This window comes from Kitasatospora indigofera, from assembly GCF_014655955.1.
Taxonomy (GTDB): Bacteria; Actinomycetota; Actinomycetes; order Streptomycetales; family Streptomycetaceae; genus Kitasatospora; species Kitasatospora indigofera.
In genome coordinates this window covers 119621-137516 of sequence record NZ_BNBO01000014.1, presented here as the reverse complement: position 1 = coordinate 137516, position 17896 = coordinate 119621, and the positions used below count along the sequence as shown (strand labels likewise).

The following is a 17896-nucleotide window of genomic DNA, read 5'->3' as shown; positions in this document are numbered from 1 at the left end:
AGGAGCGACGCGGGTCCTGACAACGGCCAGGCCGTGGCCGGTCTCACGGACCAGGTGTCGAGAGAATCCGACACCTCGGCCGCCGCCTCCGCCACCCCGGACGCCGTCGGACGCACCGTCACCCGGGCCCCGCTCGGCCGCCCCTCGTACGGCGCCTCGTACGGCCTGCCCGGCCAGCCCGGCCCCGGCGGACCGGCCCTGACGACCGGACAGTTCCTGACGGCAGGACAGGCCGCGACCGGATCGGCGGGCCAGCCCTTCCAGGCTCTCGCCCACGCCACCGTATCCGCTCACGGGGCACCCTCGGCGTCCGGCTCCGCCGTCCTCGGCGGTCCGTCCGGTGTACCGCCGGTGGGCCAGGCGACAGGCGGGCCGGCCACGGCCGGACCGCTGACCTCGTCGCCGCCCCGCAAGCTCTCCGGCCGGCGGCGCCGCGAGACCGTGGCCGTGCTGATCTTCGGCGGCGCGCCGATCTTCGAGAGCTCGATCCCGCTCTCGGTCTTCGGCGTCGACCGCCAGGACGCCGGCGTGCCCCGCTACCGCCTGCTCGTCTGCGCCGGGGAGGAAGGCCCGCTCGCCACCACCGGCGGACTGACCCTCACCGCCCCGTACGGCCTGGAGGCGCTCGCCCGCGCCGGCACCATCGTCGTGCCCGCCTGGCGCTCGATCTCGCAGCCCCCGCCGGTGGAGGCCATCGCGGCCCTGCGGAAGGCGCACCACGAGGGCGCGCGGATCATCGGCCTGTGCACGGGCGCCTTCGTCCTCGCGGCCGCCGGGCTGCTCGACGGGCGCCCCGCCACCACGCACTGGATGTACGCGCCGACGCTGGCCAAGCGCTACCCGCGGGTCCACGTCGACCCGCGCGAACTCTTCGTCGACGACGGCGATGTGCTCACCTCGGCCGGTACCGCGGCCGGGATCGACCTCTGCCTGCACGTGGTGCGCAGCGACCACGGTGCCGAGGCGGCCAACGCGCTGGCCCGCCGACTCGTGGTGCCCAGCCGCCGGAGCGGCGGCGGACAGGCCCAGTACATCGATCAGTCTTTACCTGAAGAGATCGGCAACGACCCGCTGGCCGAGGTCGTGACCTGGGCGCTGGAGAACCTCAACCAGCAGTTCGACGTCGAGGTGCTGGCCGCCCGCGCCTACATGAGCCGCCGTACCTTCGACCGCCGGTTCCGCACGCTCACCGGCAGCGCGCCGCTGCAGTGGCTGATCACCCAGCGGGTGCTGCAGGCCCAACGCCTGCTGGAGACCTCGGAACTGTCGGTGGACGACGTCGCGCGCCGTTGCGGGTTCCGCTCGCCGGTGGCGCTGCGCGGGCATTTCCGCCGTCAGCTGGGAGTCTCGCCGGCCGCCTACCGGACGAGCTACCGGGCCCGGCGGCCCGGTCCGCAGGCGTCGGGCCCGGCCCCTGGCACGTCCGAGCGCTTCGCCGGCGGGTCGGGCGGCCCGCAGCCGGGCCAGGCGGGCCACGCCGGGCAGGCCGTCGGCCAGCCCGGGCCGTACGGCCACCCCGGTCATGCCCATCCGGCCCCGGGAGCCGGCGCGGCCGGGACCGGCCACGCCTCCGGGACGGGTGCTCCGGGGCACTCCGGGCACGGCACCGCCGTCCCGTCCGGCCAGGCCGCCCAGGGTGGCGTCCCGCACCAGGGCCAGCCCGCCCGTCAGCCGTACCAGAACCACGCCGGCCAGCCGGCGGGCGGCCGGAACGGCGGCCGGGCGCTCGTCCCGGCGCAGGCCGGTCCGGCCTCTCCCCGGCCTCCGCGCACGGTGGAGCACGCCCCGGCCGAGGACGGCCAGCCGCAGCCGGGCGCACGCGGTCAGGGGCAGGGCCACCGGGCCGGCCGGGCGTCCGCGGAGCGGGTGCCGACCGACCGGGCCGCCATGGACCGGTCCGGACCCGACCGGGGCACCCCGGACCGGGCCGCCGCGGACCGCTCCGCCACCGGCCGCGGCACCGCCGAGCACACCAGCGCGGACCAGGACGGCCACGGGCCGGCCGGGCCCGGGTACGCCGCGGCGGAGCACGTACCGGACCACGCGGCGGGCCACACGCCGGCCGGGCACGCTCCGGAGGACGGCGTGGCCGAGGGCCGGACGGCCACGGACCGCGGGGCTCCGAACGGGGCGTCGACCCACGCCCCGGCGGCGGACCGCGTTCCCGCGCCCGCCCCGCCCGCGGACGACGGGATCGGCGGCTCCGCGTCCCGCGAGGGCCTTGCGGTGCCCGCGGCGCGGGATCGCGCCGTAGGGTGAGTGACGTGAATGACCGTTTGGTATGGATCGACTGTGAAATGACGGGGCTGGACCTCGACCGGGACGCGCTGGTCGAGGTCGCCGCGCTGGTGACCGACTCCGAGCTGAACATCCTCGGCGACGGCGTGGACGTCATCATCCGCCCGCCCGCCGAGGCCGTGGCGAACATGCCCGAGGTGGTGCGCACCATGCACACCTCCTCCGGCCTGCTCGACGAACTGGAGAACGGTCTGACGCTGGCGGAGGCCGAGGCCCTCGTGCTGGCGTACATCCGCGAGCACGTGCCGGAGGCCGGCAAGACCCCGCTCTGCGGGAATTCGGTGGCCACCGACCGGGGCTTCCTCGCCCGCGACATGCCCGCGCTGGAGGGACACCTCCACTACCGGATCGTGGACGTCTCCTCGATCAAGGAGCTGTCCCGCCGCTGGTTCCCCCGGGCCTACTACAACAGCCCGCAGAAGGGCGGCAACCACCGGGCACTGGCCGACATCCGCGAGAGCATCGCCGAACTGCGGTACTACCGCGAGGCGGTGTTCGTCGAGCAGCCCGGCCCCGACACGGACACCGCGCGCGCCATCGCGGCGAAGTACCAGCTGCCCTCCGACTGACCCTCGGATTCCCCGGCCGGCCCTGCCCGCCGGGGAATCCCGGGGCAGGCCCTCCCGAGCCGGACGGAACGCCGTCCCCGGGTTCGGGGCAGCCACCCGGGGGGCGGCCCTCGCCTGCCGGAAACCCTGGCGCGAGCACCCTCCCGGATCCTGTAGAGTTCTTCCTGTCGGAGCGGGAACGCACCGGACAGATGGTGGGTGTAGCTCAGTTGGTAGAGCACCTGGTTGTGGTCCAGGTGGCCGCGGGTTCGAGTCCCGTCACTCACCCCAGAGCCTGAGGGCCTGATCTCTTCTGGAGATCAGGCCCTCAGGCGTTTTTGTCGTTCCGGCACCGGACGGACACCGGGCGCCGTCCCTCCGAGGACCCGGGCACCCCTGGCGCAGGCAGCAGCGCGGGCGACCCGATCGCAGGCGCGCGTCCGGACAGCGAAACGGGGACGGGGACGGACAGCGGCGCAGCCACTCCGGCCCCCTTCGCGGCAGCACCCCGGCCCTCTCCCGCCCCCCGCGCACTGCGTCCGAGCGAGCTGGAGATTTCGGCAGGCCACCCCTGCCCCCGAAAGCTACCGACTAGTAACATGACCCCATGACCACTGCCTCGATCGGCCAGCTGCTCGACTCGACCGTGCCCATGGCGCGCACCCTGAAGCTCGAATACCTGGAGACCACCCCGGAACGCGCCGTCCTGCGGCTCCCCGACCAGCCCGAGTACCACAACCACCTCGGCGGCCCGCACGCCGGCGCGATGTTCACCCTCGCCGAGTCGGCCAGCGGCTGCATCGTGCTGGGCGCCTTCGCCGACCAGCTCTCGCGCGCCGTGCCGCTCGCCGTGAGCGCCGAGATCTCCTACAAGAAGCTGGCGATGGGCGCGGTCACCGCCACCGCCGTGCTCGGCCGCCCGGCCGCGGACATCGTGGCCGAGCTGGACAAGGGCGAGCGCCCGGAGTTCCCGGTCACCATCGAGATCACCCGCGCGGACGGCGCCGTCACCGGTGTCATGACCGTCATCTGGACGCTGCGCCCCAACTCCTGACGGACGGCCTGGGCCCGGGGTGGGGACGGGGGCGAGAACGGTAGCGGACTGGGGCTACCCGGGCACTCGGCGCGCCCCGCGCCCCGGCGCTCACGGCCCCCGCCGGACGGTGTCCTGCGTACGCCGCTCCCCGGGCCTCACCGGCCGGAGGGCCGCCCGACGGACGCCACCATGGCACGACGGCAACACCGGACGCCCGGGCCCGCGGCCGCCCAGGCCGACCCGCAAGCCGACCCGCAAGCCGACCCGTAGTCCGGCCACACGCCCGCCACAGGGCCGGCCACCCGTCCGGGCGCCGGTCCGCCCTCAGGCCCTGCCCTCAAGCCTGACTTCGCAAGACCCGCCAGCCCACCGGCCTCGGGTCCACCGGCCTCGGGGCCGCCGCACGGCGGCCCGGGTCGGCGGGGCCCACGCCGGCCCGGCGGATCGGTGGTCCGTCGCGCTGACCGACCCGGTCGGCCGGGCCGCTCGGACGGCCGGTCACACACGCGGTCGCACCAGCGGTCGCACGGGCCGGTCGTACCCGGCTAGTCGCACGAACTCGTCGCACGAGCCAGTCGCACGATTCGCCGAACCGCCTCCTGAACGAGGCTCAGCGGCCCGCGCGACGAGCCCCGCCGAGCCGGGGATCCCGACGGTCCGAGTCGGGCATCCGACCGGTCCGAACCGGGCATCCCACCGGCCCGAACCGGGGGTCCCGCCGGTCAGGCCGAGTCCCGCACCACCAGTTCGGTGGCCAGTACCACCTGGCGGCGGGCCCGCCCCCGCTCGGTGATCTCGTCCAGCAGCACCCGGGCCAGGGTCCGGCCCATCTCCTCGATGGGCTGGCGCACGCTGGTCATCGGCGGGTCGGTGTGCCGGGCCACGATCGAGTCGTCGAAGCCGATCACCGCCACCTGGTCGGGGACCCGCCGACCGGCGGCCCGGAGTTCCTGCATGGCGCCGGCCGCCATCACGTCGGAGGCGCAGAACACGGCGTCCAGGTCCGGCCGGCGTTCGAGGAGTCCGCGCATCGCCAGCCGTCCGCCCTCCTCGGTGAAGTCGGCGAGCATCACCAGTTCCTCGTCGTAGGGGCGCCCGGCCTCCTCCAGCGCGGTCCGGTAGCCGCCGAGCCGGGCCCGGGCGACCTCCATGTCGAGCGGGCCGGTGATGGTGGCGACCTGCTCGCAGCCGCGGCGCAGCAGGTGCCGGACGGCCATCCGGGCCCCGCCGGCGTTGTCCGCGTGGACGTAGCTGAGCGGTTCCTGGTCGCCGCGCCGCCCGGCCAGCACCGAGGGGATCTCCAGGCTCTCCAGCAGCGCCGGCAGCGGATCGTCCTGGTGCACGGCGACGAGCAGGACGCCGTCGACCCGGCCGGCCGTCAGATAGGCCGAAAGTCGATCCCGCTCACGCCGGTTGCGGACCAGGATGAGCAGCAGCTGCATGTCGGTCTCGGAGAGTTCCGCCGCGACGCCGCTGATGATGTCGGAGAAGTAGGGCTCGGAGAAGAGCCGGGTCTCGGCCTCGGGGACGATCAGCGCGATGGAGTCCGTCCTCGATGTGACGAGGGTGCGGGCGGCCCGGTTGGGCACGTAGCCGAGTTCGGCGATGGCGGCCTGGACGGCCTCGCGGGCCCGGTCGCTGACCCGGGGCGAGCCGTTGATCACGCGCGAGACGGTGCCGCGGCCGACGCCGGCGAGCGCGGCCACCTCCTCCAGGGTCGGGCGTGCCGAGCCCCGCGCATTCGCCCCGGAGTCGCTCGGCCCGGTGGGGCGCTGTGCGGTCTGGCTCATCGCTCACCTCGTGGAGAGATCATCCTCGGCCGGGCTGTCGCCCGGTCGCTGGTCGGTGCTGTTGGTTGCAGTGCTCGGTGCACTGCGGATTGCCCTGCTCTTCATTCACAGCTGTTCATCCGCTGCTGTTCATTCACTGCTCTTCATTGTGGTGCTGTTCATTGTGGCCGGTTCCCGCGCCCGGAGAGCCATCCGGGCGGCGGTCGCCGTCCGGATGGCGCGGGGACGGGCGGGCACCGGCCGGGCCCGCGGGGCGGGAACGGGCGGCGTCCCGGGCTCCGGACGGCCGATCCGATCCCGTGTCTTGACACTCGCCCCCGGGACAAAGGAACCTTTCGGCATGCACGATGGGAGCGCTCCCACACTCTAGTGGGCAATCCCGCCAAGGAACAGCACCAAGCGCGCCGGCTGCGCAGTCCTTGCCGGTGCGTTGAACGGCATGCCTCCTGGGCTCTGCCGGGCGGCGGTCCAGGTGCCCTCGCCCGAGCGCCCGCACCACCTTCCGTACCGTCCTCTCGAATCTCTCATGGGAGCGCTCCCGCATGACAGCCGTATCGGAACAGACCACCCAGGACGTCGTCCCGGCGCCCCGGGGCGCCCTGCCGGGCCACACCTTCCCGGCGGGCTTCGCCTGGGGCGCCGCCACCGCCGCCTACCAGATCGAGGGCGCGGCCGCCGAGGGCGGGCGGACCCCGTCCATCTGGGACGTCTTCAGCCACACCCCCGGGCGGACCGCCAACGGCGACACCGGCGACATCGCGGTCGACCACTTCCACCGGTTCCGCGAGGACGTCCGGATGATGGCCGACCTCGGGCTCACCTCCTACCGCTTCTCGCTCTCCTGGCCCCGGATCCAGCCCACCGGCCGGGGCCCCGCGGTCGAGCGCGGCCTCGACTTCTACCGCGCGCTGACCGACGAGCTGCTCTCGTACGGCATCACGCCCGTCGCCACCCTCTACCACTGGGACCTGCCGCAGCACCTGGAGGACCTCGGCGGCTGGACCGTCCGCGACACCTCGGCCCGGTTCGCCGACTACACCGCACTCGCCGCCGAGGCCCTCGGCGACCGCGTCAGCACCTGGACGACCCTCAACGAGCCCTGGTGCAGCGCCTTCCTCGGGTACGGCTCCGGCGTGCACGCCCCCGGGCGCACCTCCCCCGCCGAGGCGCTCAAGGCCGCCCACCACCTGAACCTCGGCCACGGCCTGGCCGTCGGCGCCCTGCGCGCCGCGCTCCCGGCGAGCGCGCAGATCGCGCTCTCGCTCAACCTCCACCAGGTGCGGCCGCTCAGCGACCACCCGGCCGACGCCGAGGCCGCCCGCCGGATCGACGCCGTCGGCAACCGCATCTTCACCGGCCCCGTGCTGCACGGTGCCTACCCGGCCGACCTGATCGCCGACACCGGCCGGATCGTCGACTGGGAGACCCTGGTCCGCCCCGGCGACCTGGACGAGATCTCCCGCCCCATCGACCTGCTGGGCATCAACTACTACACGCCCACCCTGGTCTCCGCCGCCGAGAACGCGAAGCCGGCCGCCGACAGCGAGATCCACGGCGCCAGCGCCCACTCCCCGTGGCCCGGCGCGGACGACGTCGCCTTCCACCTCGCACCCGGCGAGGTCACCGCCATGGGCTGGCCGATCGACGCCACCGGCCTGACCGACCTGCTGCTCGACGTCCACCGGGCGCACCCCGGCCTGCCGATGCTGATCACCGAGAACGGCGCCGCCTTCGACGACGTACCCGGCCCGGACGGCATCGTGCACGACGCCGACCGGATCGCCTACCTGCACGACCACCTGGTCGCGGTGGCCCGCGCCATCGAGGCGGGCGCCGACGTCCGCGGCTACTACCTGTGGTCGCTGATGGACAACTTCGAGTGGGCCTACGGGTACGCCAAGCGGTTCGGGGCCGTGCACGTCGACTACACCACGCTGGCCCGCACCCCGAAGGCCAGCGCCACCTGGTACTCCGAGGTGATCCGGCGCGGCGGCCTGGGCTGACGCCCCGGCCGGGGTCGCCGCCGCCCGCGGACACCCCGCGGCCCGCCGGTGGCGATGACTGTCCGTGACGGCCCGCGTGACCTGACACCCCGTCCGCTCGTTGGGCCCTCACGTGCGAGCCAAACAACCCACCCACCCCCAGGCCCCGGCCACCGCCTGTCGCGACGGCGGCCGACCCGGACGTGGGTGGCTGCCCCGCCCCCGCGCCGTCGCGGCGGGCGGGGCGCTGCTCGTCCAGCTCTGGGGCGTCGGCCTCGGCGCGGGCTGCGCCGGGGCCACCACCGTGACCCCGGGTCCGGCGCCCACCGGTGCCCACCGGTCGACCGGGCCGGCCTCCGTCCAGGTCCCGGCGCAGCGCCGTCCGCCGACGGCGCCGGACCGGCCCGCCGACCAGGGCGCCTCCCCTGCGCCCGGTCCCGCGCCGGAACGCGGGGGCGGCGCGGCCACCCCGGGCGACCGGTCCGGGGAGGGGCACTCCGGCGATCCGGTCGGGCAGCTGACCGACGGGGTGCCGGCCCTGGAGGACCAGGCCGCCCCGGTCGACCGGTTGCTCCAGGAACGGATCCGGGCCGGCGACCTGCCGCTGCCCGGCCAGGGCAAGGCCGTCCCGGACGCCTTCGCGATCGCCGCCGTCCTGCTGCCGGCGGCGTCGCCGGAGCCCCGCGCGGAGGACGAGCCCCGTGCCTCCCGGGACGCCCCCGCCGAGGTGGTGGAGGACGGGACCGCACCCGCCGACGAGTCCGGGGCGGCGGCCGGCGAGGAGGCCGGCGCGGAGCCGACGCCCACCCGCCCCGGCAGCCCGCCCGCCGGCACCAAGGCCGTACCCGCCGCGGAACGGCGGCCGGCCTCCGCCCAGGAGCCGGGCGCCGGGCCGCCGCCCGGACAGGCCCGGCCCCGCCCGGCGGGGGACGCTGACCCGGCCCGCGATCCGGACGGCGGCCCGGACTCCGTCGCGGGCAGCCCGGTCGGCGCCGGCAGCGCCGGGACCAGCGCCGCCGTGCTGGTCCCGATCACGGCCGGGCTGCTGCTCACCGGCGCCGCCATGTACAAGCACCGCGGGCTGCCCAAGGGGCACTGAACGCCGTCCTCCCCGGGCCGGGCAGCCGTCGTGGAACGCCGGGAACCGCCGGTGGGCGCCTCGGGCGGGCCCTACCGGAACACGCCCGGCGGGGGTTCCGGTGACGGGCCGCCGGTGGCGTCGGTGGCCGGGACCGCCCCGGCGGTGAAGTCGGTCAGGCTCCGGCCGTGCTCGACCCGGCCGAGGGCCGCGTCGCCGGCGACCTTGCGGGTCAGGTCGGCGATCGGCAGCGGGGTGTGGGCGCCAGCCAGGATCAGGTTGCCGAAGCGCTTGCCGCGCAGCACCGCCGGGTCCGCGACCAGACAGGTCTCCGGGAAGACCGCGCCCAGGGTGGCGACCTGGGCGCGGGCGAAGGCGAGGGCCGCGCCGTCGGCGATGTTCGCGGCGTACCAGCCGCCCGGCGCCAGCGCCCGGGCGGCCAGCGTGACGAACTCGACGGTGGCGCAGTGGGCGGGCACCCGGGCGCCGGAGAAGACGTCGGCGATGACCAGGTCCACCGCGGCCTCCGGGGTGCGCTCCAGGACGGCGCGGGCGTCGGCGCCCCGCACCTTCACCTGCCAACCGCGTTCCAGGGGCAGCTCCGCCCGGACGAGTTCGGTGAGCGCGGTGTCGATCTCGGCGACCTGCTGCCGGGAGCGGGGGCGGGTCGCCGCGACGTAGCGGGCGAGGGTGAGGGCGCCGCCGCCGAGGTGCAGCACGGTGAGCGGCCGGCCGGCGGGGGCCACCAGGTCGATCAGGTGGCCCAGCCGGCGCTGGTACTCGAAGCCCAGGTGGGCCGGGTCGGCGAGGTCGACCATGGACTGCGGCGCACCGTCGATCAGCAGGGACCAGGCCCGGGCGCGGTCCCGGTCCGGGACGAGTTCGGCGAGCCCGGAGTCGACCGGGCGGGCCAACGGGCCCTGCGCGTGGGTCCGGCCGCCCTGGTCGGTGACCGCGGTGGCGTCCGCCGCGCCGCGGCCCCGGTCGGAGCTCTTGCCGGCCCTGCTGCTTCGTCCCATGCGGGCCATTATCGCCGCAGCTCGGGAGCCGTCCCCGGGTCGGGCGCCGGCGCCCGGCCGGCGGGCGCGGCCGGAGCGGAAGGCGGCCGGAGGCCGGGGCGAAGGGCGGCCGGGACCGGAGGAGGGCGGGAGGGGAACGCGGCCGGGGACGGAGCAGGCCGGGACCGGAGGAGGGCGGGGGCGGAACGCGGCCGGGGACGGAGGACGCGGGGACGGGCCGGTGACGGCGGCGGGACCGGACGGGACACGGTCCGCCGCGGGGTGCGCGAACTCAGAACGGGCCGAGGCCGCCCGCGGTCAGCGTGCAGGCGGCCTCGCAGAGCGCGGAACGCAGCACCCAGGGGTCGGTGGGCCGGGCGGTGGCCCCGGCCCCGGCCGGCGGCATCACCCAGCGCGGGTCGGTCACGGGCAGGACCACGGCGCCGGCCGAACACGAACTGCCGGGCAGGTGCCAACCGCTCACCGTCCCGGCCGGAACCAGGAAGGAGACGGTCGTCCCCGTGACGCTCTGCAGCACCGCGCCGCAGGCCCGGCGCAGCCGCAGGATGTCCACCGCCTCCAGGCCGTGCCGCATCGAGACGGTGACGGTGTCGTACCCGGCCGCGGTGGTGGACTGCTCGGCCTGCGGCCGACGGGTGGGCAGCGGGCCGCCGCCCGCCCAGGAGGAGCGGCCGTCGGTGGTTTCGGGCAGCAGCGCCGGGGCCACGCCCGGCAGGACTCCTCGGGCGGCCAGGCGGTGGTACTGCGGTACTCCGGTGGCCATCTCGGGCCCTCCTGTCACCTCGTCCAGATCGGAAGCCTCGACGCCCGGCGGGTGGGGGGCCGCGACCGGCTCGGGGGCGAGTCGGCGGCGGGTCGGGCGTCGGCCTGGCTTCCGCGTATCAGGACAACGCGACGAGGGTGCTCCAGGCCACGGGGCGGCTTACAGCAAGCCATGGCATTTCATGGCAGATCTCAGCAACAGTGCCCGAAATGACATGAATTGACAGCACATCATCCTGAAACCAGCCGTGTTCGAGTGGTGACTCCCGGTACTGTCTTCGCAGCGCCGCGGCAGCCCGCCGGGCCCACCGGGGTCCCGTCCGCAACCGCGGCAACCCCCCTACCCGCACCCCCGGCCGCTCCACGGCCGCCGGGACCCCCACCACAAAGCCACCCCCACCCCTCACCAGCCCCCACCGGCCCCACCCCCACCCCCACCCCCCGTCGCCGGCCCCCACCACCGACCCCGAAGACCGACCACCAGCGCCGGGCAGCCACGCCGGGCACCGACACCGACGAGTACGGCCACGCACGACCACGGAGTGCAGCATGGCAGCCACCACACCGGCCGCGCCGGACCTCCCCACGCCCAACCGCGCGATGCGCGAGCTGCGCGGCGCGCTCTCCCCCGGTGAGTTCGCCACCGCCGTACGCCGGGCCGCCCGGGAGATCGGCGAGCACGTGTCCTGCGACGCGCGCTACGTCGGACGGGTCGAGGCCGGCGAGATCCGCTGCCCCAACTACGCCTACGAGCGCGTCTTCCGCCACATGTGGCCGGACCGCGGCCTGCAGGATCTCGGCTTCGCGCCGCGCCGCACCGTTCGCCGCCGGGCCAACGGAACAGCCGCACGCAGCACGAGAGTTGACGACGGCTACGCTGACCTCGCCGACCGGGCGCCGGCACCGGTGGTGCCCTGGTGGCCCGACGATTCGCACCATCTGGACGAGGAGAACGACGACGTGCGTCGCCGTACGTTCCTGAGCGGCGGCCCGACCGCCCTGGCGACCGTGATCGGCCTTGACCGGCCGGATCCGGCCGCGGCCCCCACCTGGCCACTGCCCCGGCAGGCCGGGCCCGTCCCGCCACCGCCCCGCCGGGTCGGCGCCGCCGAGCTGCAGCAGGTCGAGCAGGCGGTGCGCGACATCCGGCTGCTCGACGACGTGCACGGCGCCGAGACGCTCTTCGAGCGGGCCGGGCAGTCCCTGCGCACCGCGTACGTGCTGCTGAACGACGGCGAGTACAGCACCGCCACCGAGCGCCGGCTGCAGGCCGGGGCGGGCGAGCTGGCGATCTCGGTCGGCTGGCTGGCCCACGACTCCAACCGGCTCGCCGAGGCGCGCTCCTTCTACGCCGAGGCGCTGGCCACCGCGCGGATGGCCGACGACAGCGCGCTGGAGGCCCACGTCTTCTGCAACAGCGCCTTCCTGGCGCGGGACGGCGGCCGGCCCCGCGAGGCCCTGCGGGCCGCCCAGGCCGGGCAGAGCGCCGCCCGGCAGCTGGACTCGGACCGGCTGCTCTCGCTGCTCGCGATGCGCGAGGCCGGCGGCTGGGCGCTGATGCGGGACCGGGCGGCCTGCGAGCGCGCCCTCGGCCGCGCGTACACCCTCTTCGACCGGGGCGAGTCGGAGGCCGATCCGGAGTGGATGTCCTTCTACGGGGAGGCGGAGATCGCCGGCCTGGAGGCGCAGTGCTGGTCCGCCCTGGGCGAGTGGGACCGGGCCAGTGACCGGGCGGGCCGGGCCGTGGCCCTCCAGGAGCCGCACTTCGTGCGGAACCGGGCGCTCTACACCGCGGAGCTGGCCCACGACCGGCTGGGAAGGGGCGACCTGGCCGGGGCGGGCAACCACGGGTCCGCCGCGGTGACCCTGCTCGGCGGGGTCCGCTCGGCCCGGATCACGGCGATGCTCGCGGACACGGCCGCCCGGCTGCGCGGGTGCTCCGCGGTGCCCGAGGTCGGCGGGTTCCTCGCGGTGTACGACCGCGCCAGCGCCTCCTGACCGGCCCGCCCGGTCCGGCCCCGCACGTCCGGCCCGCCGGGCCCGGCCGGACGAGGGCCGGGCCGGGGGTGGCGGGACCCGCCGTCACCGGCGGGTCCCGGCGGGTCAGTGCCCGAGGCCTTCGAGGTGGCTGACGTCGTTCCAGACCTCCACGGCGGGCAGGCCGTACTCCCAGGAGAGCACCGAGAGCGCGGCCGTGCCCAGCTTGAAGCGCTGCGCGAACTCGGGGGGCAGGCCGAGCCAGCGGGCGGTGAGGATGCGCAGCAGGTGCCCGTGCGCGAACAGCACCACGTCGCGGTCGGCGCAGTGCATGGTCGTGGTCTCCGGGTGCGGCACACCGTGGTGGCTGTTGAGCTCCGCGATGAAGGAGTCCACCCGGGCCGCGACGTCGGAGAGCTTCTCGCCGCCGGGCACGCCGTCCCGCCAGATCAGCCAGCCGGGGTGGTCGGTCTCCCGGATGTCCGGGCCGGTCCGGCCCTCGTAGCTGCCGTAGTCCCACTCCAGCAGCTCGGGACGGTCGACGGCGCGGTCGCCGAACCCGGCCAGCGCACCGGTCTCCTTGGCACGGCTCAGCGGGCTGGTGTAGACGAGGGCCTCCGGCAGCCCGTTCCACGGCGCCTGGGCGAGCCGAGCGCCGAGGGCCCGGGCCATCGCCCGTCCCTCGTCCGTGAGCGGGATGTCGGTGCGGCCGGTGTGGCGGCCGGTGGCCGACCAGGCGGTCTCGCCGTGCCGGACGAGAACGATTCGGGCGGGCATGGGGGAACTCCTCGCAGCGGGCGGTGACAGCGGCCGGTCTCACCATCGAGCACCGGTCTCCATGATCCCCCATCCCGCTCCGGCTCTCTCGGCCTGGCCGGTCGTCCTCCCGCCGGGGCCCGCGGGGACGGTCCGGGGCGGGGCGCGGCGGGCCCGGCGAGCCTCACCGGCCGCCACGGCGGGGTGCGCCGCGGCCACCGTCCGCACCCGGTTGTCGGACCCGGATGCAACACTGGGCCGCACCATGAACGTCTCGCACATCGGGCCCCCCGAGCCGCTCGCGCAGCGCCTCGCCGAGCTGCGCGGCCCGGCGCCGCAGCGCAGCCTGAACGCCCGTGCCCTCGCCGCGCTCGCCGCCAACCCCGGATGCCGCCGACGCGCCGTGCTCGACGCCGCCGGCATCGACAAGGGCGCCGTCGCCCAGCGGTTGGGCCGCCCGGCGCCGTTCGGCCAGTCCCCGTTCGCGATCGCGCGCGGCACCATGTTCGAGTCCCGGCTGAAGGCCGACGACTACGCCGTGCTGCTGGAGCCGCTGCGCCGCCACCTCGGGCTGCCCTCCGACGGCGCGGCCCCGCTCGCCGTGCCCGACCTGCTGCGCCGCTCCGGCCCGGCGGTCCGGGCCGAGCGCACGGCGGCCGCGCTCGCCGAGGCCGCCGCCGATCCCTCGGCCTGGACGCTGCTGGACCACCCGCTGCTGCGGCTGACGGTGGCCGGCTCCCCGGCCTACCTGGAGCCGGACGCGGTGGTGGTGCACGGCGGGCGGTGCACGGTGGTGGAGATCAAGTCCTTCCCGGTGCTGGACGGCAGCGCCGATCCGGCCAAGGTCGGCGCGGCGGCCCGGCAGGCGGCGGTGTACGTGCTGGCGCTGCAGGAGACCGCGGCCGCGCTGGCCGGCACCACGGTGGCACCGGGCCCGTACGCGGTGCAGGCGCTGCCGGGCAGTCCGGAGCTGAGTGTGCTGCTGGTCTGCCCCAAGGACTTCAGCAACCGGCCGACCGCCGTCTCCGTCGACATCCGCCGGGAGCTGGCCACCACGCGCCGCCAGCTGGCCCGGATGACCGCCGTCGACGAACTCCTGGACACCCTGGCGCCGGGCACCAGCTTCGACCTGGCGCCCGATCAGGCGGGCCTGCCCACCAGGCCGGTGGCGGAGCTGGCGGACGCGGTCGAGAGCGTCCCGGCCGCCTACGGCCCGGAGTGCCTCTCCTCCTGCGAGCTGGGTTTCCACTGCCGGGCGCAGGCCCGCTGCGACGACCGGGTCGAGCAGCTCGGCCGGGGCGTCCGGGGTGAGCTGGGCAGCATCCGCACCGTCGCCGGGGCCCTGGCTGCCGCCGGCCCGGCCGCAGCTGCCGGCGACCGGGAGTCGGACGAGGCGGCCGCCCGGCTGTCGTACGCGGCGGCGCTGCGCGCCGAGGCGCTGGGCGGGTGCGCCGGATGAGCCTGCTCGGGACGCTCGCCCGGCTGGAGGCGGTCCGCAGCGGCCGGGCCGAGCCGCTGGCCACGGTGCGGCACCGGCACCTCTCGGACCGGCCGATGGTGGTGGTGCCGCTCACGGCCGCCGGCGAGTCGGGCGCGCCGCTGGCGGTGATGCTCGGCACCGACCGGGCGGCGCCGCGGCTGCACATCGTCCCGCAGCCGCTGAACCGCACGCTGCGCTTCGACCACCTGGCCGGCTTCGCCGCCGACCTGCTGCCGTACCTGGAGTCCTTCGGCGCGGACGTGGAGCAGGTCGAGGGGTCCGAGAAGGACCCGGAGACCGGCGAGAAGACCCAGGTCCTCCGGGAGCTCTGCGCGGACGCGCCGCAGGTGATCGTGCCGAACGGCGCGGGGGTGCACCACCTGGCGCTGCTCGGCCGCTCGACCCGGTTCCGCCGCACGGCGGAGGACGCCGACCCGGGGCCCTACCCGGCGCCGGCCCGGGTCCCGCTGCTGGGCCGCTGGCTGACGCACCTCACCGACCGGGCGCAGGTGCCCGGCTCCAGCCTGCTGCTGCCGATGACCGGCCTGCTCGCCCGGCACTGGGCGACCGGCCAGAGCCAGTTGGAGGACCAGCACCTGGCGGCCCTGCTGGCCTGGCACCCGCGGCCGGAGGCCCTCCGGGACGGACGGGCGGACGGCGGTCCGGCCGGCGCGGCCGCCGCCGAACTGGCCGAGACCGCCCGCGACGGCCACGGCCAGCTGCTGCACCCGCCGGCCGGCCCGGCCACCGACCCGCGCTTCGACGAACTGGTGCTCGCCCCGGCGATCGGCCGCTACGACGCCGCCGTCACCGCCCTGCGGGACGCCGGGCCGCAGGAGCGCGAGCGGGCCCAGCGGTACGTCGACCGGACCGTCGAAAGGCTGACCGAGGCCCTGGAGAACGTCCTGCTGCCCACCTGGCGGGACGTCTGGCACGGGCTGGACCTGCTGCGCGCGCTGCCGCCCGCCGCCCATCTGGCGGAGCGCTGGGAGGGCGACCGCTGGTCGTACACCGGCCACCGGGACAGGCTGGCGGCCGGCGAGCCGCCGCAGCCCCGCCAGGACGACGCCGTGACGGCGGCCCGCAAGCTCGCCCAGCGCGAGCGCGAGCAGGTCCGGCTGGACGTCCAGGAGGCGCTGGACGACCCGCTGGCGATGGCCGAGCGCCGGCTGGCCGGGGAGGCGTTCACGGGTGAGGTGGTCGAGGTCGTGCCGGACCACGACACCTCGGGCCGGACGCCCAAGCCACGGCCGCTGGTGACCGTACGGACGGCCGACCACCCGCACGCCGACCTCGGCCGCGAGGCGCACCGCACCCACACCGCCACACCGCAGAAGGCGGTGATCGCCGCGGTGGACCAGGAGGCCGGGACGATCACCCTGCGGGTGATGTCGGGCATGGGGCGCAAGAAGGAGCCGGAGCCGGGCAGCCTCCCCGAGCCGGGCGAGCGGGTGACGTTCACCCTCTTCGAGCTGACGGCCCGCCAGTCCGCGCCGCTGCCCGAGCCGGACGACACCCCGTGGACGCACGGCGGGCCGCCCGGCCCGCCCGACCACGCCCGGGCCCTCGGCGGCGCGGGCGCCCCGCCGGCCGCCCCCCTGGTGGCCGGCGCGCCCCGGCCGTCCGCCGTACCGCAGTCACCCGACGCCTCCGAGGAATGGGAGTGACCGACCCCGTGACCGCGCCGCACCCCGAGCCCGAGCCGTCCCCGGGCGCCGCCGCCGACGCGGTGGTGGACCGGATCCTCGACGCGACCGTCCGACCCGCCGTGGGCGCCCCGCGCGGGGTGGTGGTGGACTCCCCGCCGGGCGCCGGCAAGTCGACCCTGGTGGTGCGGGCCGCCCGGGAGCTGGTCGCCGCGGGCGAGCGGCTGATGATCGTCGCGCAGACCAACAACCAGGTCGACGACCTGGTCGACCGGCTGGCCTCGAAGGCTCCGGACCTCACCGTCGGCCGCCTGCACGCCTCGGACGGGCGGCCCGCCGCCGAGGCGCTGCGGCACCCCAACGTCACCGCGGCCACCAAGGTGGCCGACCTCGCCGAGCAGGACGTGGTGATCTCGACCTCCGCCAAGTGGCAGTGGGTGAAGACCGAGGCGCCGTGGCGGCACGCGATCGTCGACGAGGCCTACCAGATGCGCTCGGACGCGCTGCTGGCGGTCGCCCGGCTGTTCGAGCGAGCCCTGTTCGTGGGGGACCCGGGCCAGCTCGACCCGTTCACGGTGGTCGGCACCGACCAGTGGGCCGGACTGTCGTACGACCCTTCGAACAGCGCGGTGGTGACCCTGCTCGCGCACAACCCGCAGATCGAGCCGCACCGGCTGCCGGTCTCCTGGCGGCTCCCGGCCAGTGCCGCGCCCCTGGTGTCGGCCGCCTTCTACCCGTACACGCCGTTCCGGTCGGGCACCGGGCCGGGCGACCGCACCCTGACCGCCGCGGTGCGGCCGGACGGCTCCGCGGTGGACGCCGCCGTCGACGAGGCGGCGGAGCACGGCTGGGCCCTGCTGGAGCTGCCGGCCCGGCACACCGTCCGGACGGACCCGCAGGCGGTGTCGGTGGTCGCGGCCACCGTGCGCCGGCTGCTGGACCGCGGCCTGACGGCGCACTCCGAGCAGGGCTCGACGCCGCTGTCCGCCGACCGGATCGCGGTCGGCACCGCCCACCGGGACCAGGCCGCCGCCGTCCGGGCCGCGCTGGTGGGGCTGGGCGTGCCGGTCGACCCGACGGCGGGGCCGGCCGTCTCGGTGGACACCGCCAACCGGCTGCAGGGCCGTGAGTACGACGTCACCGTGGTGCTGCACCCGCTCTCCGGGCGGCCCGACGCGACCGCCTTCCACCTGGAGACCGGCCGGCTGTGCGTGCTGGCCTCCCGGCACCGGCACGCCTGCATCGTGGTCGCCCGGGCGGGGATCGCCGAACTGCTGGACGAGCATCCGGCGACCGAACCCGTACAACTCGGCGTCACGGTGAAGTTCCCGGACGGCTGGGAGGCGCACCACGCCGTCCTCGCCCACCTGGCCGGCCATCGGGTGGCGCTGCGCTGACTCCACCGCCGCACCGCCCCCACCGCCGCGCCGCCCCCACCCCCGCACCGCCCCACGGCCGAGCCGAAGCCCGGGAACGTGCCGGTCCCCACCGCACCGCCGTCCTGGGCCCGGGCAGGTCAGGACG

At 76.3% G+C, this 17896-nt stretch carries 12 protein-coding genes, 1 tRNA gene and 1 pseudogene; 10 read left to right on the top strand and 4 right to left on the bottom strand.

What is annotated here, in order from left to right; all coding sequences use genetic code 11:
- Positions 1–390: 390 nt before the first annotated feature.
- From IE329_RS15410 to IE329_RS15395, 4 genes and pseudogenes are all read left to right on the top strand, one after another.
- Positions 391–1393: pseudogene (locus tag IE329_RS15410) on the top strand (helix-turn-helix domain-containing protein); the annotation flags it as partial.
- 871 nt (positions 1394–2264) lie between these two features.
- A complete protein-coding gene (gene orn, locus IE329_RS15405) occupies positions 2265–2867 on the top strand; it encodes an oligoribonuclease (RefSeq protein WP_073923161.1) in 603 nt (200 codons plus the stop codon).
- Positions 2868–3061: 194 nt separating this feature from the next.
- Positions 3062–3137, top strand: a tRNA-His gene (locus IE329_RS15400).
- Between the two features lie 316 nt (positions 3138–3453).
- Positions 3454–3900 (top strand): DUF4442 domain-containing protein, encoded by a 447-nt coding sequence (locus IE329_RS15395; RefSeq protein ID WP_190211425.1) that lies wholly within the window; start codon positions 3454–3456, stop codon positions 3898–3900.
- Positions 3901–4604: 704 nt separating this feature from the next.
- Here the strand turns inward: IE329_RS15395 and IE329_RS15390 are convergent.
- On the bottom strand, positions 4605–5672 hold the full coding sequence (locus IE329_RS15390) for a LacI family DNA-binding transcriptional regulator (protein WP_229927458.1): 1068 nt from the start codon (positions 5670–5672) through the stop codon (positions 4605–4607).
- A 542-nt stretch (positions 5673–6214) separates the two neighbouring features.
- On the opposite strand from IE329_RS15390, the gene IE329_RS15385 reads away from it, so the two are divergent.
- Entirely contained in the window at positions 6215–7675 is a 1461-nt protein-coding gene (locus IE329_RS15385) for a GH1 family beta-glucosidase (protein WP_190211424.1), read from the top strand.
- Positions 7676–7787: 112 nt separating this feature from the next.
- Positions 7788–8753, top strand: a complete 966-nt coding sequence (locus IE329_RS15380) for a hypothetical protein (protein WP_190211423.1) — start codon at positions 7788–7790, stop codon at positions 8751–8753.
- Positions 8754–8824: 71 nt separating this feature from the next.
- Here IE329_RS15380 and IE329_RS15375 read toward each other — a convergent pair whose 3' ends face one another.
- Positions 8825–9751 (bottom strand): spermidine synthase, encoded by a 927-nt coding sequence (locus IE329_RS15375; RefSeq protein ID WP_373311194.1) that lies wholly within the window; start codon positions 9749–9751, stop codon positions 8825–8827.
- A gap of 271 nt (positions 9752–10022) precedes the next feature.
- Positions 10023–10514, bottom strand: a complete 492-nt coding sequence (locus IE329_RS15370) for a hypothetical protein (RefSeq protein ID WP_229927457.1) — start codon at positions 10512–10514, stop codon at positions 10023–10025.
- A gap of 548 nt (positions 10515–11062) precedes the next feature.
- Here IE329_RS15370 and IE329_RS15365 point away from each other — a divergent pair.
- Positions 11063–12511 (top strand): tetratricopeptide repeat protein, encoded by a 1449-nt coding sequence (locus IE329_RS15365; protein WP_190211421.1) that lies wholly within the window; start codon positions 11063–11065, stop codon positions 12509–12511.
- Between the two features lie 105 nt (positions 12512–12616).
- Here IE329_RS15365 and IE329_RS15360 read toward each other — a convergent pair whose 3' ends face one another.
- Positions 12617–13267 carry a histidine phosphatase family protein gene (locus IE329_RS15360; protein ID WP_190211420.1) on the bottom strand — a complete coding sequence of 217 codons (651 nt, stop codon included), beginning with the start codon at positions 13265–13267 and terminating at the stop codon, positions 12617–12619.
- Between the two features lie 244 nt (positions 13268–13511).
- Here IE329_RS15360 and IE329_RS15355 point away from each other — a divergent pair, with 244 nt between their 5' ends.
- From IE329_RS15355 to IE329_RS15345, 3 genes are read left to right on the top strand one after another with little or no spacing between them, the layout of a single operon-like run.
- Positions 13512–14705: a hypothetical protein gene (locus tag IE329_RS15355; RefSeq protein WP_190211419.1), complete on the top strand. Its 1194-nt coding sequence runs from the start codon at positions 13512–13514 to the stop codon at positions 14703–14705.
- On the top strand, positions 14702–16393 hold the full coding sequence (locus tag IE329_RS15350) for a hypothetical protein (protein ID WP_229927456.1): 1692 nt from the start codon (positions 14702–14704) through the stop codon (positions 16391–16393). The genes IE329_RS15355 and IE329_RS15350 overlap by 4 nt, the downstream gene beginning before the upstream one ends.
- A complete protein-coding gene (locus IE329_RS15345) occupies positions 16384–17769 on the top strand; it encodes an AAA domain-containing protein (protein ID WP_190211418.1) in 1386 nt (461 codons plus the stop codon). Before IE329_RS15350 ends, IE329_RS15345 begins: the two co-directional genes overlap by 10 nt.
- The last annotated feature ends 127 nt before the right edge of the window (positions 17770–17896 follow it).

Bases quoted from the DNA above. Each gene is read 5' to 3' on its own strand.
- IE329_RS15395 (WP_190211425.1), top strand. From the start codon at position 3,454: ATGACCACTGCCTCGATCGGCCAGCTGCTCGACTCGACCGTGCCCATG.
- IE329_RS15390 (WP_229927458.1), bottom strand. From the start codon at position 5,672: ATGAGCCAGACCGCACAGCGCCCCACCGGGCCGAGCGACTCCGGGGCG.
- IE329_RS15385 (WP_190211424.1), top strand. From the start codon at position 6,215: ATGACAGCCGTATCGGAACAGACCACCCAGGACGTCGTCCCGGCGCCC.
- IE329_RS15375 (WP_373311194.1), bottom strand. From the start codon at position 9,751: ATGGGACGAAGCAGCAGGGCCGGCAAGAGCTCCGACCGGGGCCGCGGC.
- IE329_RS15370 (WP_229927457.1), bottom strand. From the start codon at position 10,514: ATGGCCACCGGAGTACCGCAGTACCACCGCCTGGCCGCCCGAGGAGTC.
- IE329_RS15365 (WP_190211421.1), top strand. From the start codon at position 11,063: ATGGCAGCCACCACACCGGCCGCGCCGGACCTCCCCACGCCCAACCGC.
- IE329_RS15360 (WP_190211420.1), bottom strand. From the start codon at position 13,267: ATGCCCGCCCGAATCGTTCTCGTCCGGCACGGCGAGACCGCCTGGTCG.
- IE329_RS15355 (WP_190211419.1), top strand. From the start codon at position 13,512: ATGAACGTCTCGCACATCGGGCCCCCCGAGCCGCTCGCGCAGCGCCTC.
- IE329_RS15350 (WP_229927456.1), top strand. From the start codon at position 14,702: ATGAGCCTGCTCGGGACGCTCGCCCGGCTGGAGGCGGTCCGCAGCGGC.
- IE329_RS15345 (WP_190211418.1), top strand. From the start codon at position 16,384: ATGGGAGTGACCGACCCCGTGACCGCGCCGCACCCCGAGCCCGAGCCG.